The 25,461-nt window shown below is 72.4% G+C and carries 27 protein-coding genes and 2 pseudogenes; 14 read left to right on the plus strand and 15 right to left on the minus strand.

Features of this window, described 5'->3' with window-relative positions; all coding sequences use genetic code 11:
• The first annotated feature begins 105 nt into the window (after nucleotides 1-105).
• The 7 genes from F3L20_RS13190 to F3L20_RS13220 all read left to right on the plus strand — a co-directional run bounded on the left by F3L20_RS13190 (nucleotide 106) and on the right by F3L20_RS13220 (nucleotide 5,864).
• Nucleotides 106-357, plus strand: coding sequence for a hypothetical protein (locus F3L20_RS13190; RefSeq protein ID WP_150154546.1), 252 nt, complete (start codon nucleotides 106-108; stop codon nucleotides 355-357).
• 53 nt (nucleotides 358-410) lie between these two features.
• The gene (locus tag F3L20_RS13195) at nucleotides 411-722 is read left to right on the plus strand and encodes a helix-turn-helix domain-containing protein (protein WP_382683770.1); all 312 of its coding nucleotides are present in this window, start codon (nucleotides 411-413) and stop codon (nucleotides 720-722) included.
• Nucleotides 723-877: 155 nt separating this feature from the next.
• Complete coding sequence (gene uraD / locus F3L20_RS13200) at nucleotides 878-1,387, plus strand: 2-oxo-4-hydroxy-4-carboxy-5-ureidoimidazoline decarboxylase (protein WP_150154548.1); 510 nt, start codon at nucleotides 878-880, stop codon at nucleotides 1,385-1,387.
• A gap of 6 nt (nucleotides 1,388-1,393) precedes the next feature.
• A complete protein-coding gene (gene uraH, locus F3L20_RS13205; RefSeq protein ID WP_150154549.1) occupies nucleotides 1,394-1,786 on the plus strand; it encodes a hydroxyisourate hydrolase in 393 nt (130 codons plus the stop codon).
• Between the two features lie 5 nt (nucleotides 1,787-1,791).
• On the plus strand, nucleotides 1,792-2,697 hold the full coding sequence (gene pucL / locus F3L20_RS13210; protein WP_150154550.1) for a factor-independent urate hydroxylase: 906 nt from the start codon (nucleotides 1,792-1,794) through the stop codon (nucleotides 2,695-2,697).
• Between the two features lie 116 nt (nucleotides 2,698-2,813).
• Complete coding sequence (locus F3L20_RS13215) at nucleotides 2,814-4,193, plus strand: 8-oxoguanine deaminase (protein WP_150154551.1); 1,380 nt, start codon at nucleotides 2,814-2,816, stop codon at nucleotides 4,191-4,193.
• A 282-nt stretch (nucleotides 4,194-4,475) separates the two neighbouring features.
• The gene (locus F3L20_RS13220) at nucleotides 4,476-5,864 is read left to right on the plus strand and encodes a nucleobase:cation symporter-2 family protein (protein WP_150154552.1); all 1,389 of its coding nucleotides are present in this window, start codon (nucleotides 4,476-4,478) and stop codon (nucleotides 5,862-5,864) included.
• Nucleotides 5,865-5,880: 16 nt separating this feature from the next.
• Here F3L20_RS13220 and F3L20_RS13225 read toward each other — a convergent pair whose 3' ends face one another.
• From F3L20_RS13225 to F3L20_RS13250, 6 genes are all read right to left on the minus strand, one after another.
• On the minus strand, nucleotides 5,881-6,531 hold the full coding sequence (locus F3L20_RS13225) for a peptidoglycan recognition protein family protein (RefSeq protein WP_150154553.1): 651 nt from the start codon (nucleotides 6,529-6,531) through the stop codon (nucleotides 5,881-5,883).
• 108 nt (nucleotides 6,532-6,639) lie between these two features.
• Nucleotides 6,640-7,521, minus strand: coding sequence for a lysozyme (locus tag F3L20_RS13230; RefSeq protein WP_150154554.1), 882 nt, complete (start codon nucleotides 7,519-7,521; stop codon nucleotides 6,640-6,642).
• A gap of 300 nt (nucleotides 7,522-7,821) precedes the next feature.
• Nucleotides 7,822-8,244 carry an acyl-CoA thioesterase gene (locus F3L20_RS13235; protein ID WP_150154555.1) on the minus strand — a complete coding sequence of 141 codons (423 nt, stop codon included), beginning with the start codon at nucleotides 8,242-8,244 and terminating at the stop codon, nucleotides 7,822-7,824.
• A gap of 58 nt (nucleotides 8,245-8,302) precedes the next feature.
• A complete protein-coding gene (locus F3L20_RS13240) occupies nucleotides 8,303-8,947 on the minus strand; it encodes a hypothetical protein (RefSeq protein ID WP_150154556.1) in 645 nt (214 codons plus the stop codon).
• Nucleotides 8,944-9,141, minus strand: a complete 198-nt coding sequence (locus tag F3L20_RS13245; protein ID WP_150154557.1) for a DUF397 domain-containing protein — start codon at nucleotides 9,139-9,141, stop codon at nucleotides 8,944-8,946. Before F3L20_RS13245 ends, F3L20_RS13240 begins: the two co-directional genes overlap by 4 nt.
• On the minus strand, nucleotides 9,138-9,965 hold the full coding sequence (locus F3L20_RS13250; protein WP_150154558.1) for a helix-turn-helix domain-containing protein: 828 nt from the start codon (nucleotides 9,963-9,965) through the stop codon (nucleotides 9,138-9,140). The genes F3L20_RS13245 and F3L20_RS13250 overlap by 4 nt, the downstream gene beginning before the upstream one ends.
• Nucleotides 9,966-10,123: 158 nt before the next feature.
• Here F3L20_RS13250 and F3L20_RS13255 point away from each other — a divergent pair, with 158 nt between their 5' ends.
• Nucleotides 10,124-10,579, plus strand: a complete 456-nt coding sequence (locus F3L20_RS13255; RefSeq protein ID WP_150154559.1) for an ATP-binding protein — start codon at nucleotides 10,124-10,126, stop codon at nucleotides 10,577-10,579.
• Nucleotides 10,580-10,658: 79 nt separating this feature from the next.
• Here the strand turns inward: F3L20_RS13255 and F3L20_RS13260 are convergent, their stop codons facing one another.
• From F3L20_RS13260 to F3L20_RS13270, 3 genes are all read right to left on the minus strand, one after another.
• Complete coding sequence (locus F3L20_RS13260) at nucleotides 10,659-11,117, minus strand: hypothetical protein (RefSeq protein WP_150154560.1); 459 nt, start codon at nucleotides 11,115-11,117, stop codon at nucleotides 10,659-10,661.
• A 144-nt stretch (nucleotides 11,118-11,261) separates the two neighbouring features.
• Nucleotides 11,262-11,717 (minus strand): hypothetical protein, encoded by a 456-nt coding sequence (locus F3L20_RS13265; RefSeq protein WP_150154561.1) that lies wholly within the window; start codon nucleotides 11,715-11,717, stop codon nucleotides 11,262-11,264.
• Between the two features lie 97 nt (nucleotides 11,718-11,814).
• Nucleotides 11,815-12,723: an MBL fold metallo-hydrolase gene (locus F3L20_RS13270; protein WP_150154562.1), complete on the minus strand. Its 909-nt coding sequence runs from the start codon at nucleotides 12,721-12,723 to the stop codon at nucleotides 11,815-11,817.
• Between the two features lie 159 nt (nucleotides 12,724-12,882).
• Here F3L20_RS13270 and F3L20_RS13275 point away from each other — a divergent pair, with 159 nt between their 5' ends.
• Together F3L20_RS13275 and F3L20_RS13280 are read left to right on the plus strand one after the other, a co-directional pair.
• Complete coding sequence (locus tag F3L20_RS13275; protein ID WP_150154563.1) at nucleotides 12,883-13,797, plus strand: helix-turn-helix domain-containing protein; 915 nt, start codon at nucleotides 12,883-12,885, stop codon at nucleotides 13,795-13,797.
• A 192-nt stretch (nucleotides 13,798-13,989) separates the two neighbouring features.
• On the plus strand, nucleotides 13,990-14,790 hold the full coding sequence (locus F3L20_RS13280; protein ID WP_150154564.1) for a GNAT family N-acetyltransferase: 801 nt from the start codon (nucleotides 13,990-13,992) through the stop codon (nucleotides 14,788-14,790).
• A gap of 22 nt (nucleotides 14,791-14,812) precedes the next feature.
• Here F3L20_RS13280 and F3L20_RS13285 read toward each other — a convergent pair whose 3' ends face one another.
• From F3L20_RS13285 to F3L20_RS13295, 3 genes are all read right to left on the minus strand, one after another.
• On the minus strand, nucleotides 14,813-15,142 hold the full coding sequence (locus tag F3L20_RS13285; RefSeq protein WP_150154565.1) for a hypothetical protein: 330 nt from the start codon (nucleotides 15,140-15,142) through the stop codon (nucleotides 14,813-14,815).
• Between the two features lie 17 nt (nucleotides 15,143-15,159).
• On the minus strand, nucleotides 15,160-16,545 hold the full coding sequence (locus tag F3L20_RS13290) for an ankyrin repeat domain-containing protein (protein WP_150154566.1): 1,386 nt from the start codon (nucleotides 16,543-16,545) through the stop codon (nucleotides 15,160-15,162).
• A gap of 87 nt (nucleotides 16,546-16,632) precedes the next feature.
• Nucleotides 16,633-17,841, minus strand: a complete 1,209-nt coding sequence (locus F3L20_RS13295; RefSeq protein WP_150154567.1) for a pyridoxal phosphate-dependent aminotransferase — start codon at nucleotides 17,839-17,841, stop codon at nucleotides 16,633-16,635.
• Between the two features lie 81 nt (nucleotides 17,842-17,922).
• On the opposite strand from F3L20_RS13295, the gene F3L20_RS13300 reads away from it, so the two are divergent.
• From F3L20_RS13300 to F3L20_RS13310, 3 genes are all read left to right on the plus strand, one after another.
• Complete coding sequence (locus tag F3L20_RS13300) at nucleotides 17,923-18,549, plus strand: winged helix-turn-helix transcriptional regulator (RefSeq protein WP_150154568.1); 627 nt, start codon at nucleotides 17,923-17,925, stop codon at nucleotides 18,547-18,549.
• 117 nt (nucleotides 18,550-18,666) lie between these two features.
• On the plus strand, nucleotides 18,667-19,215 hold the full coding sequence (locus F3L20_RS13305; RefSeq protein ID WP_150154569.1) for a YciI family protein: 549 nt from the start codon (nucleotides 18,667-18,669) through the stop codon (nucleotides 19,213-19,215).
• A 323-nt stretch (nucleotides 19,216-19,538) separates the two neighbouring features.
• Nucleotides 19,539-20,063 (plus strand): DUF3291 domain-containing protein, encoded by a 525-nt coding sequence (locus F3L20_RS13310; protein ID WP_150154570.1) that lies wholly within the window; start codon nucleotides 19,539-19,541, stop codon nucleotides 20,061-20,063.
• A gap of 62 nt (nucleotides 20,064-20,125) precedes the next feature.
• Here the strand turns inward: F3L20_RS13310 and F3L20_RS13315 are convergent.
• The 3 genes and pseudogenes from F3L20_RS13315 to F3L20_RS13325 all read right to left on the minus strand — a co-directional run bounded on the left by F3L20_RS13315 (nucleotide 20,126) and on the right by F3L20_RS13325 (nucleotide 23,743).
• A pseudogene (locus F3L20_RS13315) lies at nucleotides 20,126-20,921 on the minus strand (hypothetical protein).
• Entirely contained in the window at nucleotides 20,921-22,192 is a 1,272-nt protein-coding gene (locus tag F3L20_RS13320; protein WP_150154571.1) for a VWA domain-containing protein, read from the minus strand. Before F3L20_RS13320 ends, F3L20_RS13315 begins: the two are co-directional and overlap by 1 nt.
• Nucleotides 22,193-22,237: 45 nt before the next feature.
• Entirely contained in the window at nucleotides 22,238-23,743 is a 1,506-nt protein-coding gene (locus F3L20_RS13325; RefSeq protein ID WP_150154572.1) for an IucA/IucC family protein, read from the minus strand.
• 101 nt (nucleotides 23,744-23,844) lie between these two features.
• On the opposite strand from F3L20_RS13325, the pseudogene F3L20_RS13330 reads away from it, so the two are divergent.
• Nucleotides 23,845-25,412 (plus strand): annotated as a pseudogene (locus F3L20_RS13330) (IucA/IucC family protein).
• Nucleotides 25,413-25,461 lie beyond the last annotated feature (49 nt).

Here is a 25,461-nt window from a genome sequence, read left to right on the forward strand (position 1 = left end):
GCCGCGCTCCCTTCATTGTTTTCCGTATAGCGAAATAGTTTTTCTGCGTACTGGAAGACTGCCTGCGCGGGTGAAGGGCTGTCAAGAGGTCGGTAGGTTGGCCCCGTGCGATTGCGAGTGGAGTTCACGACCGAGCCCTTCGACCTCGACGAGGCGCCCGAGCACGCCGTGGTGGCGCGCGAGGTCATCGAGACGGCCGAGCTGGACGCGGTGGACGTCGGGCCGTTCGGCAACACCGCCGAGGGCCGCGCCGACGCCGTGCTCTCGGCCGTGGACGCCCTGCTGCGGCGCAGCCTGACCGCCGGCGCCACCCGCGTCTCGCTCCAGATCAACGTGGTCGGGGAGGACGACCGGTGACCGCGACCGGTGAGGGCGCCTTCATTGCGGCGGTGAAACCGCTGGTCGACGCCATGGGTGCGGAGCTGGTCCCGCCGGACGAGGCCGGCCCCGACGACGTGGTGCTCACCTGGGAGGGTGCCGCCGCCGTCGCCGTACGGCTGCCGCAGCTCGCGGACTCCCTGGACCACATCCTCGCCGCGCTGGAGCGCCGTCAGGGCAAGCCGCTGGCGGACCTCGACCGCAAGGCGAAGCAGGAGATCGTCCGCGGTCTGGAGGCGCGCGGCGCGTTCGCCGTGCGGCACGGCGTGGAGACCGTGGCGAGCGCGCTCGGCGTCAGCCGCTTCACCGTCTACAACTACCTCAACCGGGAAAAGGGCGCCTGAGCCGAGGCACGGTGCCCTCAAGGAGTCCGGTCGGGCCGCCTCACCCAAACGTCACCCGGAATTTTCAACAAACTGTTGACGCCTGCTGCGTGACGGCGTTCACTGTCGGCACGCCCGTTCGCCGCACACGGCCGTTCGCCGGCCAGGAGGCTCCCGTGACGTCGACATCCACGCCCCCGGGCCTGACCCGGTTCAACGCCCTGGAGGAGCACGCGGCGTCCGCCGCGCTCCACGAGGTCTGCGCCTCCACCGCCTGGACCCGGCGGCTGCTCGCCGCCCGGCCGTACGCGGCCCCCGACGGCCTCTACGCCGCCAGTGACGCCGCCATGGCCGAGCTGACCGAGGCCGACCTGGCGGAGGCGATGGCCGGACACCCGCCGATCGGCCGCCCCGAGCCGGGGGATCCGGCCTCCGCCCGGGAGCAGAGCGGCATGTCCGGGGCCGGCGACGGGCTCAGGGCCGAGATGCTCGAACTGAACCTGGCCTACCAGGAGCGGTTCGGCCACGTGTTCCTCATCTGCGCCACCGGCCGCAGCGCCGAGGAGATGCGGGACGCCGTGCGCGAGCGCCTCGGCAACCCGCCGGAGAAGGAACGCGAGATCGTCCGCACCGAACTGGGGAAGATCAACCGCATCCGGCTGACCCGACTCGTCGAAGAGGACTGACCTCGCATGAGCACCGACACCACCGCCTCCGTGTCCACGCACATCCTGGACACCAGCGTGGGCCGCCCCGCAGGGGGCGTCGCCGTCCGCCTCTCCGCCCGCCCCGGCCGGCAGGCCGCCTGGCAGGAGCTCGGCGGGTCCGCGACCGACGCGGACGGGCGGTGCAAGGACCTGCCGGCCCTGCCGGAGGGAACCACCCACGTACGGCTCGACTTCGAGGTGGAGCCGTACTTCCTGAAGAAGAAGGCCGAGGCTCAGCAGGACGCCCCCGCGCATCGGGACAGCGGTGCCGTGTTCTTCCCCGAGGTGGCGATCACCTTCGCCGTCACGGCCGGCGAGCACTACCACGTACCGCTGCTGCTCAACCCGTTCGGCTACTCCGTTTACCGAGGGAGCTAGCACCCATGCCCACGATCCTGGGACAGAACCAGTACGGCAAGGCAGAGAACCGAGTCGTCAAGATCACGCGGGACGGCGCCACCCACCACATCAAGGACCTCAACGTCTCCGTCGCCCTCTCCGGCGACATGGACGACGTCCACTACAACGGCTCCAACGCGAACGTCCTGCCGACGGACACCACCAAGAACACGGTGTTCGCCTTCGCCAAGGAGCACGGCATCGAGTCCGCCGAGCAGTTCGGCATCCATCTCGCCCGCCACTTCGTCACCTCGCAGGAGCCCATCCACCGGGCGCGCATCCGCATCGAGGAGTACGCCTGGGAGCGCATCGAGACCTCCGGCGAGGCCAGGCACTCCTTCGTCCGCGCGGGCCAGGAGACCCGCCTCACCCAGGTCACCTACGACGGTGAGCGCTGGGAGGTCGTCTCCGGTCTGAAGGACCTCACGGTGATGAACTCCACCGACTCCGAGTTCTGGGGCTACGTCAAGGACCGCTACACCACGCTCAAGGAGGCCTACGACCGCATCCTCGCCACCTCGGTCTCCGCCCGCTGGCGGTTCAACTGGACCGACGAAGCGCGGGAGATGCCTGACTGGGACGCCTCGTACGCCGAGGTCAAGCAGCACATGCTGCGGGCCTTCGCCGAGACGTACTCGCTCTCCCTCCAGCAGACGCTCTACCAGATGGGCACCCGCGTCATCGAGGAGCGCGACGAGGTCGACGAGATCCGCTTCTCCCTCCCGAACAGCCACCACTTCCTGGTCGACCTGGAGCCGTTCGGGCTCAAGAACGACACCCCCGACGGAGCGGTGTACTTCGCCTCCGACCGCCCCTACGGGCTGATCGAGGCCACGGTCCTCAGGGACGGCTGCGAGCCGCGGATACCGGTGGACCTCACCAACCTCTGACCGCACCCCCTTTCGGCACCCGTGGCCGGGTACCCGGGCCCCGCCCCTCCCGGCCACGGCACTCAAACCCCCAGGGTCCTGCCGTGCCCTCTCCCCGTACGCGAAAAGGACGCACCATGGCAGCAGACCGGCGCACCGTCATCGAGAACTGTGCGATCGCGACCGTCGACGCGGCGGACACCGAGTACGCCACCGGCCACCTCGTCCTCGCCGGCAACCGCATCGAGTCGCTCGGCGCGGGGCCGGCCCCCGAGGCCTTGGAGAACGTCGTCCGCCGGATCGACGCCACCGGCCATCTCGCGACCCCCGGACTGGTCAACACCCACCACCACTTCTACCAGTGGCTCACCCGGGGCCTGGCCACCGACCACAACCTCTTCGACTGGCTCGTCGCCCTCTACCCGACCTGGGCGCGCATCGACGAGGCGATGGTCCACGCGGCGGCCCAGGGATCCCTCGCGATGATGGCCCGCGGCGGCGTCACCACCGCCATGGACCACCACTACGTCTTCCCGCGCGGCTCCGGCGACCTGTCCGCCGCGATCGTCACCGCCGCCCGCGACATGGGCGTCCGCTTCACCCTCGCCCGCGGCTCCATGGACCGCGGCGAGTCCGACGGCGGACTGCCCCCGGACTTCGCGGTGGAGACCCTCGACGACGCGCTCGCCGCCACCGAGGAGACGGTACGCCGCCACCACGACACCTCGCCCGGCGCGATGACCCAGGTCGCCGTCGCCCCCTGCTCCCCGTTCTCCGTCTCCACCGCACTCATGCGCCAGGGCGCCGAGCTGGCCCGCCGCCTCGGCGTACGGCTGCACACCCACGGCTCGGAGACCGTGGAGGAGGAGAAGTTCTGCCACGAACGGTTCGGCATGGGCCCCACCGACTACTTCGAGTCCACCGGCTGGCTCGGCGAGGACGTGTGGATGGCGCACTGCGTCCACATGAACGACTCCGACATCGCCGCGTTCGCCCGCACCGGCACCGGCGTCGCCCACTGCCCGTCCTCCAACGCCCGCCTCGCCGCCGGCATCGCCCGCGTCCCCGACATGCTCGCGGCCGGCGTCCCCGTCGGCCTCGGCGTGGACGGCACCGCCTCCAACGAGTCCGGCGAACTCCACACCGAACTGCGCAACGCCCTGCTGGTCAACCGCCTCGGCGCCCACCGCGAGAAGGCCCTCACGGCACGCCAGGCCCTCCGTCTGGGCACCCACGGCGGGGCGCGCGTGCTGGGCCGGGCGGACGAGATCGGCTCCCTGGAGCCGGGCAAGCTCGCCGACCTGGTGCTCTGGCGCATGGACACCCTCGCCCACGCCTCCATCGCCGACCCGGTCACCGCGCTGGTCCTCGGCGCCGCAGCCCCGGTCACCGCGTCCTTCGTGAACGGCCGTCAGATCGTGGAGAACGACCGGCTGCTCACCGCCGACGAGGACGCCATCGCCCGCACCACCCGCGCCGAGGCGCGGAGGCTGGCCGGGATCGCCGCGCGGAACTGAATCCCCCGCACGTCTCCGGGCCGTGAGGGACGGCTCCCGGCCCGGAGACCGCGGACCCCGGTGCGCCGGGATCCGCGGAGGCCGTCTCCGGGGCGCGCTCCGGCGCGCCCCGGAGACGGCTCACCACCCCGTCCCACGCCCCCGTGGCAGCTCCACCGGACGTCTTCGTCCCTCCCACCCACGCTCGGCCGCACTCGAGCGGGAGGTACCCCACGCCCGCCCGCACCACCTCCCTGACAACCACGCCGGCACCGGCGTGCAACCGACCGGAGGAACACCGCAGTGGCCGACCATCCCGTAGACGAGAAACTGCCCGCGCCGAAGATGGCGACGACCGGCCTGCAGCACGTGGCCGCCATGTACGCGGGTGTCGTCGCCCCGCCCCTGATCGTCGGCGCGGCCGTCGGTCTCACCCCCGCCGAACTGACCTTCCTCACCGGCGCCTGCCTGTTCACCGCGGGGCTCGCCACGTTCCTGCAGACCGTCGGCGTCTGGAAGATCGGCGCCCGGCTGCCCTTCGTCAACGGCGTCACCTTCGCCGGTGTCGCCCCGATGACCGCGATCGTCGCCTCCACCGACGACAAGAAGGACGCGCTGCCCGTCATCTTCGGCGCGGTGATCGTGGCCGGACTGCTCGGCTTCCTCGCCGCGCCCTTCCTCAGCAAGGCGGTGCGGTTCTTCCCGCCCGTGGTCACCGGCACCGTGATCACCCTGATAGGCGTCTCCCTGCTGCCCGTCGCCTTCGGCTGGGCGCAGGGAGCGAGCCCCGACGCAGGCGACTACGGCTCCGCCACCAACCTGGGCCTCGCCGCCGTCACCCTCCTCGTCGTGCTGCTGCTGCGCCGCTTCACCCGCGGCTTCGTCAAGCAGATCGCCGTCCTGCTCGGCATGGTGGCCGGCACCCTCATCGCCGTGCCGTTCGGGGTCACCGACTTCTCCCCGGTCGCCGAGGCGGACCTCGTCGGCTTCCCCACCCCGTTCCACTTCGGCGCCCCGCAGTTCCAGCTCGCGGCGATCCTCTCGCTGTGCGTGGTCATGGTGGTCTCGATGACCGAGTCGACCGCCGACATGCTGGCCCTCGGTGAGATCGTCGAGCGCCCGGCGGACGAGAGGACCATCGCGGCCGGCCTGCGCGCCGACACCCTCGGCTCGGCGATCTCCCCGCTGTTCAACGGCTTCATGTGCAGCGCGTTCGCCCAGAACATCGGCCTCGTCGCCATGACGCGCATCCGCAGCCGGTTCGTCGTCGCCACCGGCGGCGGCTTCCTCGTCCTCATGGGCCTGTGTCCGGTCGCCGCCTCGCTCATCGCCGTCGTACCGCGCCCGGTGCTCGGCGGTGCCGGGGTGGTCCTCTTCGGCTCGGTCGCCGCCAGCGGCATCCAGACCCTCGCCAAGGCGGGCCTGGACAGGGACAACAACGTCCTGATCGTCGCCGTCTCGCTCGCCGTGGGCGTCATACCGATCAGCGCCCCGGAGTTCTACCACGCGTTCCCGGAGACCGCCCGCATCGTCCTGGACTCCGGTATCTCCACCGGCTGCGTGGTCGCCGTCCTGCTGAACCTCGTCTTCAACCACCTGGGCAACGGCCGCCGCGAGGCCGCCGACGTCACCCACCCGATGGAGACGGGTGAGGAACTCGCCTCCCAGGGCAAGGCGCCGGCGGTCCCCTGACGGTCCGGCGGCCCGGTCAGGCCCGGGCCGCCGCCACCTCCGCGCGCAGCTGCGGCAGCATGTCGTGGTAGACGCCCGGGCACTGCGTCGTGCCGTAGTCCTTGTGCCCGAAGATCTGCGTGGACGCGATGCCGTACTGGTCGCAGGCGTACGCGCACAGGGTCACCAGCACGTCCCACTGCGCCTGCGGCGGCTCGGCACCCGCGTGGTACGCGCCCTCGCAGGCGATGCCGATGGCCGCGGTGTTCTGTCCGGAGGTGTGGGCACCGAGCACGAAGGTCCGCCCGCCGGTGAGCGCCGTGAGGCTGCCGGTCCGGCCCTCGGTGATCCAGCCGCCGCGGCTGACCAGGAAGGTGTAGCCGGTGTCCACCCAGCCGTTGTCGTCCATGTGCAGGTCCTGCACCCAGTGGGCGTGCGCGTGCGCCTGGGCGCGGGAGTAGTCGGTGGAGTTGTCGGACACGGTGTGGTGGACCACGATCCGGCTGGGCCGGTACTGCAGGACGCTGACGGTCCCCTGCGGGGACCGGGCGCCCCAGGTCCTGGTGGCGTCGATGTCCGGCTGCACGGCGGCGCCGCGCGCGTGCGCGACGCCGGACACGGCGCCGGCGGCCAGCCCGGCCGCGCCGGCGATCAGGAGGCGGCGCCGGAGGACGTTCCTGGGATGCACGGGCACTCCTCGGGAGAGGGCGGTGGTGGGGGAAAAGCGGGAAGGGGCCGGCGTCCGAGGACGGCCGGCCCCACCGCGTGAGCGCGTGACCGCGGACCTGTCAGTCCGTCACGTGTTGTTGGCGAGCGCCAGGAGCCGGTCGCGGGACCCGTTGAACTTGTTGCGGTCCACGTTGCCGGAGACGCCGGAGACCGAGCCGGCGTCGGTGTACTGCCACACCGTCCAGGTGGGGAAGCCGCTCGGGATGGTCGGCGACGCGGCGGAGGTCCAGTGAGCCACCCACAGCGGGCTCTTGGCCGACATGCCGGTCCAGTTGCCGGTGCAGGTGTTCCACCAGCTCGCCGTCGTGTAGATCACCACGTCGCGGCTCGTGCGCGCCTTGTACGTGGTGTAGAAGTCGTTGATCCAGGTGCGCATCTGCGTGGTGGACAGGCCGTAGCACATCGCCCCGTAAGGGTTGTGCTCGATGTCCAGGACGCCGGGCAGCGTCAGGTTGTCGCGCGACCAGCCCCCGCCGTTGCTCGCGAAGTACGTCGCCTGGGTGGCCCCGTTGGAGGCGTTGGGGAGCGCGAAGTGGTACGCGCCTCGGATCACGCCCGCGGAGTGCGCCGCGGGGTAGTTCGTGTTGAAGCGGGAGTCCTTGTAATTGGTGCCCTCGGTCGCCTTCATCCAGGCGAACTGGATGCCGGCGTTGCGCACCGAGGTCCAGTTGATGCTGCCCTGCCAGTGCGAGACGTCGATGCCCTGGACGCCGTCGGTGGGCGCCAGCAGGCCCCGCCCCGGGTCCTCGGCGGGCACGCCCTCGTGGATGCGGGCGCCGACGCCCATGTAGGCCTGGCCGGGCTTGACGTTGAGGGGCCTCGGGTCGGGCTGCGGTACGGCGGTCGCGCCGCCGACGGTCGTGGCCGTGAGCGCCAGCGCGGCGCCGAGGACGCCGAGCGCGGTGGCCGTGCGTCTTCCGAGGCGGGAGACGTGGGGGAGTACCTGCATGGGGACTTGCCTCCTGGCACATGTGGGGATGAGAAGGAGGTGACGTCGGCCGCTGCCACCTGGGCAGTTCCGTGCTGTTTGACGTGCGCGCGTCATTAGTTACGCACGTAGATTCACAGCGTGTAAAGAGTCTCCTTGTCTCTCTGGTGGTCTGGTCCACTGTAGGAGTGGATGGCCAGGAAACTTGGGAGCCGAACGGAGGAAACTTTCATCGGATGAAAACAGGAAACCGGGCTCCGGTGTCCCGGAACCCGGTCTGCGGCACGCCTTCTGACGCCCCGGCGGCCCTGCGGCGCGGGGCTACAGCCCGAAAAGGGCGGCGTCCTTCGTCAGCTCCCGGAAGACGTCCTGCGGGTTCGCCACCAGCTTGCGCTTCTCCAGGTCCAACAGACCGCCCACGGCACTGATCTCGGCCGAGACCGTGCCGTCCGTCCGCGTGATGGTCTGCTCGATGGTGAAGGTCTTGCCTCCGCTCCAGTGGAAGACGCAGGACACGTCCACCTCGTCACCGGCCAGCAGCTCACGCCGGTAGCGGATGGTGGTCTCCAGGGCGACCGGCCCCACGCCGTGCGACTGCAGCCGGGCCTGGGTGATCCCCGCCTCCTGGAGCAGCGACCAGCGCGCGTGCTCCGCGTAGTTGAGGTACACGGCCTGGTTGAGGTGGCCCTGCACGTCGGTCTCGTATCCACGCACGGTCACGCGGACGGAATACGGCTTGCTCACTGCGTCCCCTTCACGCCTGCTCGGTTCGTTGCCCGATCCACCGATCTTGGCACGCCCCTCACACGCGGCGCGGGGAGGCCAGGACGTAACGGGCCCGCGTCCGGGGCTCCGTGTACTCACCGGCCTGCCAGCCGGCCGCCTCCAGGGTGTCCGCGCACGCCCGCAGTGCCGTGGCGTCCGGCGCGCGCACGGCGACGGCGTCCGGCTGCGGGGTCTCCCGCACCCGGTAGCCGCCCTCGCCGTCCGACCCGGCGGGCCGGTGCCCGGCCGCCTCCAGGGCGAGCGCGGCGGCCTGCACCAGGTGCGTGCGCTCCCATCCGCAGGGCCGGTCGGTCGACCCGTCGGGGTTGGTCATCCGACGCAACTCCAGCATGCCCTGCCATGCGCTGCGGACCTCGCGCGCGCGGGCGGGCCCCTCGGTGGGCGGTACGGCCTCACCGCCGGCCCGGGCGGCGAACACCCCGGTACCGGCGGACGCGTTCGCCTGCGGCGCGCTCTGCTCGGGCGGTGCGTCCGGTGCCGCCTCCCGTACGCGGTGCCCGGCGGGCGTCAGGAAGTGGTCGTGCGGGGGCCGCGGGTGCCGGAAGGCCAGCCCGCGCTTCACCAGCGCGGCGAGCTGGGCCTCGGTCCCCTTGAGACGCCCGGTCCCGGGATCGGCGGCCTCGATCAGCCGGCGCTGGGCGGCGGTGAGCGGTCGGGTCATCGGCGTCCCGACGCGTAGGGGAGGAAGGCGGCCCACTGGGTGGGGGAGAAGGTGAGGCGGGGGCCCGGTATGTGCTTCGAGTCGCGTACGTGGACCGTGTCGGGAGCGAAGGCGACCTCCACGCACTCAGGCCCGTCGTTCGTGCTGTAGCTGCTCTTGATCCAGGTCAGTTCGGTGCGCGACTGCGCCGTCATGTCTCTCCCAGCACTTTCTCGATGAAGGCCAGCGACTCACGAGGTGTGAGCGCTTGCGCCCGGATGATGCCATGGCGGATCTCCAGGACCTGGATCTCCTTCGGGTCGGAGATCAGCCGGTTGAGCAGCTGGACCTCGACGTGGCCCACGGTGTGACCGTCCTTGAGCCGCAGCAGTTGAAGCGCCCCCGCCAGGCCCGCGTGGTCCTCGCGCTGCGTGGGCAGCACCTGGATCTCCACGTTCCGCCGTCGACCCACCTCCAACAGATGTTCGAGCTGCTTGCGCATGACCATTCTGCCCCCGAGTGGCCTGCGCAGCGTGACCTCTTCCTGGACGAAACTGAAGACCGGGGCCGGCTGCTCGTCGAAGACGCGCTGACGCGCCAGGCGTGCCACGACGAGTTCGTCGACCTGCTCGTCGCTGTAGGGAGGCCGCCGCATCCCGTACAGCGCCCGTGCGTACTCGGGCGTTTGCAACAGACCATGCACGACATGGTTGGCGTAGGCGCACAGCTCGACCGCCTGAGCCTCCAACTGGGCGAGATCCCGGACCTTCTTCGGGAAGCGGGCCTTCTCCACGTCCCCCTTGAGGGCGCCGATGAGGCCGTTGGCCTCAAGCACACGGTCGGCCGCGTCGAGGAACTCCTCCATCGGCGCCCGCCGCCCGCGCTCGACGGAGGAGACCTGCTCCTCGCTGTATCCGATCTGCGTACCGAGGGCGGCCTGGGTCAGCCCCGCCCGCTCGCGGCACATCTTGATGACGCGGCCCACGGTCCGCAGGACGGCCGCCGACTCCTCGTCCGCCCCGTAAGGTTCCACGCTCATGTCCCCACACCTCCGTGCTCCGCCCGGTGTTCAACACGGCGAGGGCGCCGCATGTCACGCGTCGCGGCCCGGACAGGCCCGGACAGCTTCCGTACGGCACGTCCGGGTCCGGCCGCCGGTACTGTTCACGGCGGAGCCGGACGGCCACGCTGAGTGACATGAACGTCGAGATCGCCCCGGTGGACGAACACACCGGACCCGTCCGCCACTTCCGTATCCGCCTCTCGGCCACGGCCAGGGGCGCCCGGCTGGCCCGCCACCTGGCGGCGGGGCAACTGGCGGCGTGGGGATGGCCGTACGACGCGGAGGGCAACCGCACGGCGTCCCTGCTCGTGGCCGAGCTGGCCACGAACGCGGTACGGCACGGGCGGGTGCGGGGCCGCGACTTCGCCCTCCGCCTGACCCTGTACGCGCAGGACGCCACGCTCCGTATCGAGGTCACGGACGCCCGCCCCGACCGACGCCCGCCGTCCGTCGGCACGCTCACCCCCGCCGGTCAGGACACGGAGTCCGGCCGCGGCCTGCTCCTGGTCGAGGCGCTGTCCACCCACTGGGGCACGACCGCCGGCGACCCGTACACCAAGACGGTGTGGTGCGAAGTCCCGCTGGGGTGACGGCCGCCGGGGTGACGCGCCGCAGGTCGACGAGGACGGGGCCGGCCCCCGCCGGACCGAGCGGACCGCGCCGACCGGGTCACGTGGTGGACAGGGCGTCGACCTCCGGGGTCTCGTCCGGCAGCGTGAAGACACCTCCGACGAGCGCGACGGACCGGGGCAGCCGGCTCAGCAGGGTGATGCGGTCGAGGAGTTCGTAGCCCTCGGCGAGAGCCATCGTCTCCCCACCGTAGGACTCCAGGTTCAGCACCACGGCCCGCACGGTCTCGGCCTCCTCCACGAGCATCGGTATCCCGGCGTGGCCGAGGGCGCGGGCGGCACCGGCGCGCTCCGACAGCGTGAGCATCAGCCAGTGGCCGCTCGCCTCGTCGACGACCTCCAGATCCCTCTCCCTGGCGTGCCGAAGCAGTTGGGTACGCGCATGGCGGGTGACGCGCTCCAGCACCTGCACGTCCTCGACGGTGAGGGCGAAGGCCGCCCCCCGTGCCGGCACGGTCTCGGTGGTGATGGCGCGGGTACGGCGGCGGAACGTAGGCATGCGTTGGAAACCCCTCCCCAGTGGCGTATACCCACCTGCTCCGAAGCGGCGGCCGGAAACCTGTCAATGTGCTGTCATCGCCGGAGAGTTACTGTCGAGTCGGCTTGCGCTCGGGGAGTGCTCGAAAGACAGCACGCGACGCAGTCAGAAGCTCCAGCTGTAGAGGCCGCCGCCCGTATGCGCCGCAGACGCTGCGAGGCGGGCGACGCCCCGCAGCACCGCGAGGAGATCGTCGTCGGTCATGTCGTCACCGTCCTCGGCCCGAAGCCGCGTGACCCAGCGGCTCGCGAGCTCCTCGAGTTGGGCGGAACTCGCCTCGCCGAGGGCCCGGGTCAGCCGCTTCGGCAGAGCGAGCACCTCGACGCCGTCGTTCAAGGGGGCGGTGACCCACTCCGGCCATGGCCGCCACGCATACAGCTGCTCAAGCGGCGGGGCCTCCGGCGACGGCGCCTCGAAGTACATGTCCCACTCGGCGATGGCACTGTCCGGCTCGATGAAACGGCAGGTCACGGACTCGAATGCCGCACCAGGTCCCCGCAGGCGCGTCGAGGCGGCCGTCTCGTCGTCGGGGGCGAGGAAGAACACGACGTCGTGGGCCATTCGAGGATGATGGCATCCCGCGGCAGACGGGGCGCGGCGTGCTCGGTCCTTGTGAGGCACACCACCCGCGCGGCGTGGGCGCGGTGCGACTGCCCTGCTATGTACGGGAGAACGGCGCCCACCGGGCCAGCCCGAAGCCGCTGCCCTCTCGGCGGATCTCGAAGGCACCCTGGCCGGGCAGATGGGCGGGGAACACGAGGGCGTTGTGGTCGGCCGCGTAGGCGAACATCCGTGCCCGGCTGGCCCGGGCGCCCTCCTCGTCCTCCTCGAAGCAACTGTTGAGGTGCGGCTCGTGGATCTGGACGGCGCCGTGCAGCAGGTCACCGGCGAAGACCGCCCTGTCGCCCCCGGACTCCAGGTGGATGACCGAGGAACCGGGGGTGTGCCCGGGCGCCGGTGCGAGCCGCAGGCTGCCGTCGATGACGTAGGACTCCTCCCACGTCGTGACCAGCCCCGCGTCGATCACCGGCTGGATGCTGTCCTCGTACACGTTCTGGTTGCCCCGCCCGAACTGTGTGCGATGCAGGTTGTCGGGGTGCCAGTACGTGACGTCGGGCCGCGGCATCAGGTACGTGGCGTTCGGGAAGGTCGGCACCCAGTCGCGTCCGTCGAGGCGGGTGTTCCAGCCGACGTGGTCGTCGTGCAGATGCGTGTTGACGACGAGGTCGACGTCCTCGGGGCGTACGCCGGCCGCGGCGAGGCCGGCCAGGTAGTCCGTGTCCAGGTACGACCAGATCGGCTGCAGGGGACGGTACTTGCCGTTGCCCGCCCCGGTGTCGATCACGATGACCCTGCCCTCACTGCGCAGCACCCACGACTGGGTGGCGACCCGGGTCAGGTCGGTACTCGGCTCCCAGTGGTCCGGGTCCAGCAGGGCGGCGTGACGCTGCCACTCCTCCGGCTTGCTGCCGGGGAAGAACACGTCGGTCGTCATCGGCGAGAGCTCGGAGAACTCGATGACGCGGGTGATCTCGACGTTCCCCAGAGTCAGGGTGGTGGTGGGCATGGGTCTCCCTCGTTCGGAGCGGGGGCGGGCCGCGGACACGACATCCGCGGCGCATCGTGTGATCGACTCTGCGGGCCCCCGCCCGAAGCGACCAGTCCCGCTCCTGCCTACCCCTGACGGGTGCAGGCTGCGAAGGCCGCCGCCGCGCATACTGGCGTCATGGACAGCGGATCACCGCTCGGCGAGTTCCTGAGGGCGCGACGGGCGCAGCTGAGCCCCGACGACGCCGGCCTGCCCCGGTACGGGGACCGGCGCCGGGTGCCCGGGCTGCGCCGGGAGGAGGTCGCGATGCTCGCCGGGGTCAGCGCCGGCTACTACACGCGGCTCGAACAGGGCCAGCAGGGCAACGCCTCGGCCGAGGTCCTCGACGCGATCGCGCGCGCCCTGCGCCTGACCGCCTCCGAACGGGAGCACCTGCACGTCCTGTCCACGACGGGCCACCGCACCCGCCCGGCGTCCCCCCGCGCGGAGCACGCCTCCGCCGATCTGCGCATGCTGCTGGACACCATGGCCCATATGCCCGCCCTCGTCGTGGGCCGCCGCAACGACGTCCTGGCCTGGAACACGACCGCCCACGCCCTCCTCGCCGGACACCTGGACCCCGCAGGGCCCGACACCCCCGACGCCCGCCCCAACCTCTCCCGGCTGGTCTTCCTGGACGCCCCCACCCGCGCCCTCTACCGCGACTGGCCCGCCAAGGCCCGCGCGGTGGTCGGCAACCTGCGCACCCTGACCGCCCGCAACCCCGGTGACACCTGCCTCACCGCCCTCGTCGACGAGCTGTCCTGCCTCAGCGACGAGTTCGCCGGACTGTGGGCCCGGCACACCGTCGAGACCTGCGGCCGCGACGTCTACGCCCTGACCCATCCGCTGGTCGGGGACCTGACGGTCACCCAGCAGACCTTCCAGGTCCCGCAGGAACCCCATCAGTCCCTCATCACCCTCACCGCGGAACCCGGCTCCCCCTCGGCGGCGGCCCTGGAGGCTCTCCACCGGACGCGTGGCGGCACGTGGCCGCACGCAGGGCGTGGACGCGACGAGAACGCCTTCCCGGCGACGCACGCCGACGCCTGATCACCGACTTCGCCGACGACACGTCGGGAGGGCCCGACACCGAAGCCGATTCCGTTGCAGGGCTCGAACGGGCGGACTCGTGCGACACGGCGCGCCGGAGGGGAGCCGGCGGGCAGACTGCTGGGTGTCGGGCGGGTACACCGCGTACCGCCCGGAGGGCTCCGCACACCCGGCGACCGGAGAGGACGGCCCGTGCACGATCTCGCAGACTCCGTCGAATCGATGGAACAACTCGCCGCCGTCTGGCGGACCATGGTGCTCGACCGTGAGCCGGACGCAGACGTCCGTGACCTGCCGGGCATCGCCGTCCGCTGGGCCGACTGCCGGTTCGCCTTCTGGAACTGCGTCACCCTGACCGGTGTCGGCACGGGCGCCGATCTCATGGAGCGGCGCCTGAAGGAAGCGGCGGAGATCATGCGGGCGAAGAGCCGCCCGGGGTTCCTGTGGGTTTTCGAGGACCTCCTCGACGACGAGGCACGCGCGACGCTGGGGACGGCCGCCGAGCGGGCCGGCCTCGCGTACGCCTTCCCCGGTACGGGCATGGCCGGCGATATGCTGCCCCTCCCCGATCCGGACCACGCCGACCTGACGTTCGTGCGCGTGACCACCGAGGAGCATCTGCGGGCCTACGCCGACATCAACTCACGTGCCTACGGCTTCCCGGTCGAGGACGGCCGTGACGGCCTCGCCGACTCCACGCTGTGGAAGCACGGCGTGCACGCCTACCTGGCCGTACGCGACGAGACCCCCGTGGCCTGCGCCGCCACGGTGGAGGCACAAGGGCGCCTCTTCGTCCTGCTCGTCGCCACCGACCCGCGGTGGCAGCGCCGCGGCTACGGGGAGGCGGTGACACGCAAGGCCCTGTACGAGGGCGCCCTGGCCACGGGGGCGACGCGTGCGACCCTGCACGCGACCGCCGCCGGCGCACCCGTGTACCCCCGCATCGGCTTCCGCCCGAACTCCCCGATGCGCTTCTACGCCTTGGCGCAGTGACCGGCCGGCACCGCTACGGCTGTCAGTACACGATCTCCGGGGGCCGGTTGGGCGTCCACCAACTGAGCAGGCCCCAGATCCCGAGGACGAGCGCTCCCGTCGCGGCCGCGGCGGCGAGCCACGGGCGGCGCAGCGTGCGCAGGGTGAGCAGCCAGACGGCGAGCGGGACGAACGCCCCGCCGGCGGCGACGAGGGGCAGGTCGACGTAGAGGACGCTCAGGTCTCGCTGCCGGCCTTCGAACCCGCCGTGGACGCTGACGCGTGCCCTCGGCGCCCATGTGAGCACCGCCGCCACGGCGGCGCCCGCAGCCGCCAGGAGGACGCCGGCGCAGCCCAGTCTGTGTTCCCTCATGCCCTGGTCCGACGCGATCACGATGCGGGCGGTTCCCCCGGCACACCTGAGGAACGGTCCCGTTCCCCTTGCCAGTGCCGGATCGCGGAGACGCGGTGGTCGTCCTCGTGACCAGGAGGGGCGGTGCCCAGGCGGGCCACGGCCTTCTCCGTGCGCGGGTCGTCGCGGCGCAGGAGGCCGTACGTGGCGTTCAGCCGGGTCCTGAAGTCCTCCGTGCCGAGCAGGGCGTACAGGGCGTCGGCAACGGCGGGTGCACGGACGGGGCGGGCCGCGACCGCTTCAGCCACCGCCGCCCGCGTCTCCCGGGTGGGGTCTCGCAGCAGAGTGACGACGGCGTCCACCATGCCGGTGTCGGCGCCGTCGAGGACCGCGCCCAGGGCCCCACCGGTACGTGCGCGCACGTCCGGGTCTTCGTCGCCGGCGAGTTCGAGCAGCGCGCGCCGCGCGTCCCGGTTCGCCAGGACGGCGGGGCCGTCACCCCACAGGACCAGGAGATCCGGAGTCATCGCCCGGACGCGCGGGTGTGGATGCCGGGTGTACTGAAGCCCCACCGTGGGAATTCCGGCGTGCTCCGTCTCGCCCAGTACACGCAGCAACTCGGTGAGGACGGCGGTGTCGGGCTCCCCGCGGGCGGCCCACTCGACGAGGAGGTCAGCCGTCTCCTTCTCGTAGGTGTGGCGCCAGGACAGCCACGGGTTCATGAGGTGCAGCCAGAGGACGTCGAGCGTGAAGCGGCGTGCCGTCGCCGACGGAGCGGTGTGATGGGCTGCGACCGCAGACCACGTTTCCTTGCTGCGGCGTTGATACAGGACCCATTGGGCGGCCGACCAGTCGACATGGTCGGGGTCCCCCTGCGCGACGGCGCGGGCGACCAGCTCATCCACGGGGGTGAGGACGCGGAAGGCCCACTCCAGGTCGGTGAGGATCGCCCCCTGGCCGCCACGGACCGTCTGTCCACCGAGCCTCAGCTCCGCGACCCGGTGGTACGCGTCGTCCATGACGGTGGTGCTGTTCACCGGGCCCGGCGCGTCCGTGCGCTGCCGCAGTACGGCCTCCGCGCCCTCCTCGTACCACCGCCGGGCCCGGGCGAGCAGTGCCGCCCGCACGCTCTCCGGCAGCCGAAGCCGGGGTTCCCGGCCCAGCACGGCCGTCACCGTCGTCGGTGAGCCGCCGTCGACGGCACGAACCAACGGAGTTGTGCCATCAGGCAGTTCGCGGTCCTGGTCCGCGCCCGCTTCGACCAGTGCCTCCGCAACGTCGGCCTCGTAGGCGGCGATCGCGCGGCACAGCACCGGCAGCCCCTCCGCCGTACGCGTGTCCGGATCCGTTCCCGCCTCCAGAAGCCGCCGTACGGCCTGCTCGTCGCCCCGCCCGACCGCCGCCACCAGCTCAGCGCCGCTCATGTCCCCCCGCCCCGTCGAGTCGGGTGATGCTAACCCGCTCAACTCCGGACGCCCCACGAGTTTTCCGAGGCCAGGCCCGGTGGACGCCTACTGCCGGTACCCGCTCAGGAAGCGGCCGATGCGGCCGATCGCCGCCTCCAGGTCCTCCGCGTGGGGCAGGGTGAGGATGCGGAAGTGGTCGGGGGACGGCCAGTTGAAGCCCGTGCCCTGGACGACCTGGATCTTCTCCCGGAGCAGCAGGTCCAGGACGAACTTCTCGTCGTCATGGATCCTGTGCACCTTCGGGTCCAGGCGCGGGAACGCGTACAGCGCGCCCTTCGGCTTCACGCAGCTCACGCCGGGGATCTCGTTCAGCTTCTCCCAGGCCATGTCACGCTGTTCGCGCAGCCGGCCCCCCGGGGCGGTCAGTTCGCGGATCGACTGCCGGCCGCCGAGCGCGGCCTGAATCGCGTACTGCGCGGGCGCGTTGGCACACAGGCGCATCGAGGCCAGCATGGTCAGGCCCTCGAGGTAGTTCTTCGCGTGCTGCTTCGGACCGGTCACCACCAGCCAGCCCGAGCGGAAGCCGGCCACGCGGTACGTCTTCGACAGGCCGCAGAAGGTCAGGACGACCAGATCGGGGGCGAGCGCGGCGGCCGAGTGGTGCACGGCGTCGTCGTAGAGGATCTGGTCGTAGATCTCGTCGGCGAACACCATCAGGCCATGCCGGCGGGCCAGGTCGAGGATGCCCTCGACGACCGCCTTCGGATACACCGCTCCTGTCGGGTTGTTGGGGTTGATGATGACGACGGCCTTGGTGCGGTCGGTGATCTTCGCGGCCATGTCGTCGAGGTCCGGGTACCAGTCGGCCCGCTCGTCGCAGAGGTAGTGCACGGCCTTGCCGCCGGCCAGGGTGGTCACCGCCGTCCACAGCGGGAAGTCCGGCGCGGGGATGAGGATTTCGTCGCCGTCCTCCAGGAGGGCCTGCACGGCCATGGACACCAGCTCGGAGACGCCGTTGCCGAGGAAGACGTCGTCCACGTCGACCTCCAGGCCCAGGGTCTGGTAGCGCTGGGCCACCGCCCGGCGGGCGGAGAGGATGCCGCGCGAGTCGGTGTAGCCGTGCGCCTGGGGGAGCATCCGGATCATGTCCTGGAGGATCTCGTCGGGCGCCTCGAAACCGAACAGGGCCGGGTTGCCGGTGTTCAGGCGCAGCACGCTGTGCCCCGCCTCCTCCAGCGCGTTGGCGTGCTCGATGACCGGACCGCGGATCTCGTAACAGACCTCGCTGAGCTTGCTCGACTGCCGGAACTCCATGCGCCCCTCCGGTTTCTGGTGTTACTTGGTTTTACCAAGTGGACGCTTGGAAAGTCCAACAACTTGTCTAGACTGCGAGGCATGCCACCTCGCCGAAGCTACGACCAGTACTGTTCCGCCGCCCGCGCGCTCGACGTCGTCGGCGACCGCTGGACCCTGCTGATCGTCCGGGAACTGCTGGCCGGGCCGCGCCGCTACACCGACCTGCACGCGGACCTGCCCGGCGTCAGCACGGACGTGCTGGCCTCACGGCTGAAGGACATGGAGCGCGACGGCCTCACCACCCGCCGCCGCCTCCCGCCGCCGGGAGCGGCGTACGTCTACGAACTCACGTCGCGTGGACGCGAGTTGCTTCCGGTGCTCCAGGCCCTCGGCACGTGGGGCGAACCCGAACTGGGCGAACGCCGCCCGACGGACGCGGTGCGCGCCCACTGGTTCGCGCTGCCGCTGCTGCGGTCGCTGAAGGGTGAGGGACTTGTCGAAGTACGCCTGGAGGAGGGCCGCTTCCACCTCCACGTCGGCGCGCAGGAGGGCCCCGTCCACGGCGACGGCCCGGCCCCGCGCGACCCGGACGCGGTCCTCACCCTCGACACGGCCACCTGCACAGCCGTCAGCCGAGGCACCCTGCCCCTCGCCGAGGCGATCCGCACGGGCCACGTCGAAGTAGCGGGCGACACCCCGCTCGCCAAGCAGCTCCGGGACGCCTGACCGCTTCCCAGCGGTGCACCTCGACCGCCCGCACCGTCTCGCCCCGCGCGGCAACCAGTTCCGAAGCGGAGCCGCCCGCTTGAGACGGTGCCCCTCGCAGAGGCAGGGTCCGTGGTCATGGAGTTCTTCTGTTACCACCGTGACCGACCCGGCTCCCTTGCGCTGCGCGAGGAGTTGCTGGAGCGGCATTGGTCCTACATGGACCGGTACGCGAAGGAACTGATCGCTCGCGGCCCGACGTTCGCCGACAACGGTGAAACACCCACCGGCAGCGTGCACATCGTCGACCTCCCCGATCCCGCGGCCGCCCGCGCATTCGCCTTCGACGAACCCGGCTACCAGGCCGGCGCGTACCGGGACGTGCTGCTGCGCCGGTGGCGCAACGTGCTGGGGCGCACCATGTGGGATTTCCCCGGTGGCCCGAGTGGCGGCAACCGTTACCTGGTGCTCGGTCTCGGCGGAGGCCCGACCGCCGACCTCGCCCTGCCGCCCGACAGGGACGGACTGGTGGCGTACGGACCTCTGCTGTCCGACGACGGCGACACCTGGCTGGGTACGGCGGTACTGCTCCGGGCCACGGATCCGGGGACGGCACGAGCCGTCCTGAATCCGGACGGGTACGCGGCCATCGAGGTCCACAACTGGGAGTTCGGCGGGCGTCGATGAGCCAGGAAGGCACACGGGTTCATGCCGTTCCCGGACCACACGTCCCAGCGCCTCGACGCAGACGCGGGACTGCCCGGCCTGCTCCGCGCCTGGGAACCGGAGGAGCGGACGGCGGCCGGTCGGCATCCGATGCCCGCGCTCCCTGCCGGCCCGCGCACCCGGTGCAGACGCCGGACCGGTAGTTCAAGTGCCGTGCGCCGGAGGCCATTCCGGCGAGGAGAACGCAACTTCGACAGGGCCCGCGGAGGGGGCTACCTTCACCTGGTCCTCGGCGGATCCGCGCCCTGGCGCATCCCTCCTCACCCCCGACCAGGAAGAGACGCATGCCCCGTCTTGCGCTGTACACGTTCGGCGTCCTCCAGGCACCCCTCGCCGATCCCTCGCCCGCCACGCGCGAGTTCTACGCCATCGGTGCGGACGTCTACCGGAGGATCGGCGCGCACCCGGGCTACCTCGCGCGCGCCGAACCGGCCGGCGGTGAGCAGGGCGTGCTCTTCGGGGCGGACTGGGGTGCGTGGGGGGAGTTCGCCGTACCGGCCTGGTACGGCAAGGGCCGCACGGCGGACACCACCGCCCTGGCCACGACCCTCTCCCTCTGGACCGACCTGGGCTCCGCCTTCGACGCCGTCTACACCGGTCTCCACCGGGACGCTCTGAAGAGGCGCCACGACTGGTTCGAGAGGTCGCGCCACCCCAGTCACGTGCTCTGGTGGGTCCCCGAGGACGTGACCCCCACCTGGCAGGAGGGTGTGGACGGACTGGAGCGCCTCCACGCCCACGGCCCCGTGCCCCGACACTTCACGTTCCACCAGCCGTTCACCCCGGAGGGAACCCCGGCCCGGACCTGAAGATACCGGCGACGGACGGACGGAAGGCCCGCGCGGGGCGGGCCTTCCAACCAGCGAGACCCCTACGCCCCCGGCGGGACGTGTCGTGGGCGGCCCGGGCCGCGGGTGAGGCGGTAGCCGAAGACGCCTGCCAGGGCGGCCAGGATGCCGCCCGCCGCCGTCCAGACCCAGCGGTCGGACCACCAGCCCGACGTCCAGCCGTCCTCCGGTTCCAGACCGGCCAGCACGGCGGAGGAGGAGCCGTCCGCCTCCTCCTCCGGCCGGGACGCGATCCCCGGCACCAGCGGCTCGGACAGCACGCCGTCCACGGCCGCCGCGCCGCCCATGTCCTTGGACTCGACACGCAGTTCGGCGTCGACCGGCTGGCCCAGGTCGTCCGCCGTCAGCTTCAGCGCCGTCAGTCGCACGTAGTACGTGCCGGGCAGCGGGTCGTTGGCCCAGGGCTCCGACCAGGCGCGGACCGTGCGCAGCACGCACGCCAGCTCAACGGTCGTCGTGCCCTGTCCGGCCGCGCGGGTCTGGGCGCCGTACTGGCAGGCCTGGCGGCGCCGCAGCCCGTCGTACACGTCGACCTGCCAGGTCTGGGAGGCGTGGCTGTCCGGCAGCTTCACCGTCGCGCTCACCGTCGGCCGCTGCCCCGCGTCCGCGGGGAACGACCAGTACAGGTAGTCGCCCGTGGAGGCCCGCGCCGTGGCGGTCTGCCCCTGCTCGACCTCCGTCGCGGTGCGGAAGGACGTCCCCGCGCGGGTCCCGCCGCTGTCCCGGAGGCCTCCGGGACGGCGAGGAGTCGGCCGCGGCGGGCGCGGCGGCCAGGCCCAGCGTCAGCAGGGCGGCACTCAGTACACGTACGGCGCGCATCAGTTGGTCCTCCAGACAGCGACCCGCCAGCGGGACAGCCAGCCCCAGACGAGACCGGCGAGGAATCCGGTCAGGACCAGGGCGCCGAGCAGCCACCAGCCCCGGCCGAGGCCGAAGGAGGCGACGTCGCTCGCACCGTCCGGACCGTCCACGACGTCGACGGTGAGCTCCAGCGGCAGACCGGGCGTGGTCTTCACCCCGGCGTCCGCCGAGAAGGAGGTGGTCACCGCGAGGCAGACCGTCTCCGTGGCCGGCTTGTCGCCGTCGTCGTCCCGTTCCGGCTTGGGGTAGCGCAGGCCGGTGGACAGCACGTCGGTGCGGCCGGTGCCCGTGGCCTCGCCGCGCACGATCTCCCGGCCGTGCCGGGTGACGGCACGCATCAGCAGCCCGTGGTCGGGACGCACGGCGCGGTCCGCCGCGACGCTCACGGAGGCGCGCAGCTCCTGCCCGGCGAGCAGCTCCACGCGGTACCAGCGCTGCTGGCCGAACTCCTCACGGTCGGTGTACAGACCGGACTTCAGCTCGGGTGCCTTCTCGCACGCGTCGGCGCCCTCGGTGGCCACCGGGGTCACCACCGGCTCGGCCGCCCGGTCCACCAACTCGTTGACGCGATCCGTGAGTTCGTCCTGATGCTCGACGGAGGTGTAGGTGCCGCCGGTCGCCTCCGCGATGCAGCTGAGCTGCCGGCTGAGCTTGGCGGTCGGGACCAGGCCCAGGGTGTCGATGGTCAGGCCGATGCCCTTGGCCGCGATCTCGCGGGCCACCTCGCACGGGTCGAGCGGGGCACAGGTGTCCTCGCCGTCACTGATCAGCACGATCCGCTTGGAGCCGTCGCCGCCGTCCAGGTCGCCGGCCGCCTTCAGCAGCGCCGGGCCGATCGGCGTCCAGCCGGTCGGGACGAGGGTCGCCACCGCCGTCTTCGCCTCGGTGCGGTCCAGCGGGCCGACCGGGTAGAGCTGCGCGGTGTCCTTGCAGCCCTCCTTGCGGTCGTCGCCGGCGTAGTCGGCACCGAGGGTGCGGATGCCGAGCTGCACCTCCTCCGGCGTCGCGTCCAGCACCTCGTTGAACGCCTGCTTCGCCGCCGCCATCCGGGACTGGCCGTCGATGTCCTTGGCGCGCATCGAGCCGCTCACGTCGAGGACGAGGTCGACCTTGGGCGCGTCCTGGCCCGTGGGTTCACCGGCGGCCGCCCCGGCCGGGAAGGCGATCCCGGCCGTGAGGGCGGCGAGCAGGGCTATGGCGCCTGCCACCGGCCGTGTTCTTCTGATCATCGGCGGATCCTATTGATCAGGAGCGCCGCACTCCAAAACGGGCCGTCACCCGGGGCCGGCCTGAAGGGGATTAGGCAGTTCCGCCCACTGGTCGCCGGCCGTTCCCGGTGACAGCCGCATCAGCGTCAGCGCCTTCGCCGGCAGCGGCTCGTCGAGCAGCGCCCGCAGGTCACCGGTACGCGGCAGATCCCGTACGGCGTCCTCCAGGGCCGCCCGCAGCGCCGGACCGGACCCCGCCGTCCCGGCCAGCGCGCCCGCCACCAGCGAGCCGAACAGCTTGCGCCGCAGGGCGGAAGCGTCGTCCGTGATCATGCGGTCCGGCACGTCCGGTACGGCGATCCCGTGCCGGGCGAGGCGTGCCGGGGAGACCCGCAGATCGGCCAGGTCCCGGTAGACCAGCCGCACCGGGTCCCCGTCCGGCGACAGCACCACCAGCAGGTTCTGCCCGTGCGCCTCCAGCGCCACCCCCAGCTCCAGCAGCCGCAGCCCGGCGGTGAGCGCCAGCCGGGCCAGCCGGGCCAGCCGCGCGGGGGAGCGGGGCAGGTCCGTGACGGCGAGCGCCGCCACGGGCACCACCCGCTCCCCGGGACCCGCGTACTCCTCCGGCGACTCACGCAGCAGGGCCGCCAGATCGGACGACCCGGCCGCCACCGCGCCCAGCGTGCGGGTGATGTGCAGCAGCCCGTCCGTGCGCGCCGCCACCGCCTCGCCGAAGTCCGACAGCACCGCCGACGCGGCGACCGACCCGAGCGAGATGTCCCGCACCGAGGACGTCAGCCGCGCGCTCAGCGCCGTCTTCACCTGCGGCCCGTCCGGCAGCGCGAGCGTGCGCAGCGCCATCAGCGGATGCGCCGCGAGCACCCCCTCGCCCGACCGCTTGAGCACGTGCGCCGCCTGCCAGGGGTGCACCGGCACCAGCACCCGGCCCCCCTCCCGGAGCCGCTGCGGCCACACCCCGGTCACCAGGCACTCCCCGGCCGGCACCGGCAGCAGCCCCAGCTCCACCACCGGGCGGTGCTCCGGTCCGTAGGCGAGCTGTTCGGCCACCGAGAACCCAAGCCGGGCACGGCAGTTGGGATGGAACGGATGCCCGTCGACCACCCGTTGCTCCCACTCCCAGTCCCGCACCGGCAGACCGCGCCCGGCCCCCTCCTGCCCCGCCCGCGACAACGCCAACGACGCCGTGCTGTGCGCCAGTTCATCGGCGAACGCCGTGGAGTGCGGCACAGCGAGGTCCGTCACGAGCCGCGCCGGATCCTCGTACGCCACCCCGTCCAGCCGCACGACGGTCACGTAGGCGTCCGTCGCGTACGGGTCCGGGCGCGGGCCCTCCAGCCGCCGCCCGTCCGCCAGCCGCAGGACGAGACCCGCGCGGCCCTCCGCGCGGCCCGCCACCCACGGCAGCGGATCGTGCGTGAGACCGCGCCACAGCCGGGTCAGCACCGCCGCGCGGGCGGCGGGCAGCGCCGCCGTGTACGCGGTCAGCAGACCGGGCCGTACGACGGCCAGTTCCTCGGCGATCCCGTCCTCGGCGGTGGGGGGACGCTGCACGGGCGGACTCCTCGGATCGGCGGAAAGGTGGGACGTACGGGGGGACGCTGCCAGACATACTGATCGTCTCCGCCGGACAGAACCGTAGGGAATCAGAACGCGTGGATCTCATCCCCCCGCCCGCAGACGACGACGTGGCGAGCCGCGCCGGCCTGGCCGGGCGAGCCGACGCCCACGCGGCCGTACCGCTGCTCAACTGCCTGCTGCGCGAGGTGGCCGAGCCCCTGCCCGGGCCCGCCTCCGGGGCACCCGAGGACGGCCGGCGGACCTACCGCCTCCCCACGCGGACCGGCTGCTGCGGGTGCGCGGCACCCGGCGCCCCAGCGACCCCGAGGTGTACACGGTCGGCGCCTGGCGCCCGGTGGACCACACCGAACTGGTCAAACTCGTCGCCGAGGAACTGCGCCGGCACACCGGCCGGTCCAACCACGAGCTGCCCGTCGAGATGCTCGACAGCCGCGACGCGGTCGCCGCGCTGCTCGCCGCCCGCGCCCGGGCCACCCCGCCCGACGACCCCTACCTGCTCTCCGAACAGTCCCTGGTCACCGGCCACACCCACCACCCCGCCCCCAAGGCCCGCGGCGGCGGCCCCGCGGCCGCCTGGCTGCCGTACGCGCCCGAGGCGTACGCCCGCTTCCCCCTGGTCCTGCTCGGCGTGCGCGAGGACAGCGTGGTCGAGGAGGGCGACACCGCCGCCCTGGACGGCCTCGGCACCGCCCCGCCCGGCTACCGCCTGCTGCCCGCCCACCCCTGGCAGCTCGACCTCGCCGCCCGCGACCTCGCCCCCGCCTTCGCCGACGGCCGCCTGCTCCGGCTCGGCACCACCGCCGCCCCGGTCTGGCCCACGGCGGCCGTCCGCACCGTGTACGCGCCCGGCGACGACCTGTTCCTGAAGTTCAGCCTGGACGTGCGGATCACCAACGACATCCGCCGGCTGTGGCAGCACGACCTGCTGCGCCTGCGCGCGACCGACACCGCCGTACGCGACGCCTTCGCCGCGAGCGGCCGGCCGGCGGACGGGGCGTGGCTGAGCGACCGGGGCCACCGCACCGCGGACTTCGCGGTCGAGCAACTGGCCGTCGTGGTCCGCGACGGACTGCGCGGCCACCTGCCGCCGGACGCCACCCCCTACCTGGCCGCCGCCCTGGTGGAGGGCTTCGACGGCGACCCGCTGGCCGCCACCTCCCGGCCGGACGCCTGGTGGGACGCCTACCTGTCCCGGGTGGTGCCCCCCGCCCTCACGGCCTTCCACCGCCACGGCGTCGTCCTGGAGGCCCACCTGCAGAACACGCTGATCGCCGTGGACGGCGCCGGCCTGCCCGTGCGGGCGCTCTTCCGCGACGCCGAGGGCGTGAAACTGCTCGCCGGGACCGCCCGCCCGGACGGCCTGCCCACGGTGTCGCGGGAGGCCGGGTGGGAGCGCCTGGTGTACTGCCTGGTCGTCAACCACCTCATGGAGATCGCCGCCGCGCTCGCCGAACACCACCCCGGCCTGGACCCCTGGCCCGCGGCCCGCCGCGAACTGGCCCGGCACGACCTGCCCGAGATCCCCGCCCTGCTGTCCGCCCCCACCCTGCCCGCCAAGACCAACCTGCTGCTGCGCTGGACCGCCGCCGACGGCGCCGCGGCCCGCTACCGCCCCCTGCCCAACCCGCTGTCCGGCGGCTGAGCGCGGGCACCCGGCCGGCGGCGACGAGAGGCGCCGACCGGTCCCATGC

Origin of the sequence: Streptomyces tendae (assembly GCF_008632955.1) — a bacterium.
GTDB lineage: Bacteria > Actinomycetota > Actinomycetes > Streptomycetales > Streptomycetaceae > Streptomyces.

Coding starts and splice junctions, on each gene's coding strand:
- F3L20_RS13240 (WP_150154556.1), bottom strand. CDS start 8,947: ATGACCCGACCGCTCACCGCCGCCCAGCGCCGGCTGATCGAGGCCGCC.
- F3L20_RS13300 (WP_150154568.1), top strand. CDS start 17,923: ATGCCACCTCGCCGAAGCTACGACCAGTACTGTTCCGCCGCCCGCGCG.
- F3L20_RS13320 (WP_150154571.1), bottom strand. CDS start 22,192: ATGATCAGAAGAACACGGCCGGTGGCAGGCGCCATAGCCCTGCTCGCC.
- F3L20_RS13260 (WP_150154560.1), bottom strand. CDS start 11,117: ATGCCTACGTTCCGCCGCCGTACCCGCGCCATCACCACCGAGACCGTG.
- uraH (WP_150154549.1), top strand. CDS start 1,394: ATGAGCACCGACACCACCGCCTCCGTGTCCACGCACATCCTGGACACC.
- F3L20_RS13310 (WP_150154570.1), top strand. CDS start 19,539: ATGCCCCGTCTTGCGCTGTACACGTTCGGCGTCCTCCAGGCACCCCTC.
- F3L20_RS13285 (WP_150154565.1), bottom strand. CDS start 15,142: ATGAGGGAACACAGACTGGGCTGCGCCGGCGTCCTCCTGGCGGCTGCG.
- F3L20_RS13265 (WP_150154561.1), bottom strand. CDS start 11,717: ATGGCCCACGACGTCGTGTTCTTCCTCGCCCCCGACGACGAGACGGCC.
- pucL (WP_150154550.1), top strand. CDS start 1,792: ATGCCCACGATCCTGGGACAGAACCAGTACGGCAAGGCAGAGAACCGA.
- F3L20_RS13230 (WP_150154554.1), bottom strand. CDS start 7,521: ATGCAGGTACTCCCCCACGTCTCCCGCCTCGGAAGACGCACGGCCACC.
- F3L20_RS13295 (WP_150154567.1), bottom strand. CDS start 17,841: ATGGAGTTCCGGCAGTCGAGCAAGCTCAGCGAGGTCTGTTACGAGATC.
- F3L20_RS13275 (WP_150154563.1), top strand. CDS start 12,883: ATGGACAGCGGATCACCGCTCGGCGAGTTCCTGAGGGCGCGACGGGCG.
- F3L20_RS13305 (WP_150154569.1), top strand. CDS start 18,667: ATGGAGTTCTTCTGTTACCACCGTGACCGACCCGGCTCCCTTGCGCTG.
- F3L20_RS13290 (WP_150154566.1), bottom strand. CDS start 16,545: ATGAGCGGCGCTGAGCTGGTGGCGGCGGTCGGGCGGGGCGACGAGCAG.
- F3L20_RS13250 (WP_150154558.1), bottom strand. CDS start 9,965: ATGAGCGTGGAACCTTACGGGGCGGACGAGGAGTCGGCGGCCGTCCTG.
- F3L20_RS13255 (WP_150154559.1), top strand. CDS start 10,124: ATGAACGTCGAGATCGCCCCGGTGGACGAACACACCGGACCCGTCCGC.
- F3L20_RS13195 (WP_382683770.1), top strand. CDS start 411: ATGGGTGCGGAGCTGGTCCCGCCGGACGAGGCCGGCCCCGACGACGTG.
- F3L20_RS13215 (WP_150154551.1), top strand. CDS start 2,814: ATGGCAGCAGACCGGCGCACCGTCATCGAGAACTGTGCGATCGCGACC.
- F3L20_RS13245 (WP_150154557.1), bottom strand. CDS start 9,141: ATGACGGCGCAGTCGCGCACCGAACTGACCTGGATCAAGAGCAGCTAC.
- F3L20_RS13270 (WP_150154562.1), bottom strand. CDS start 12,723: ATGCCCACCACCACCCTGACTCTGGGGAACGTCGAGATCACCCGCGTC.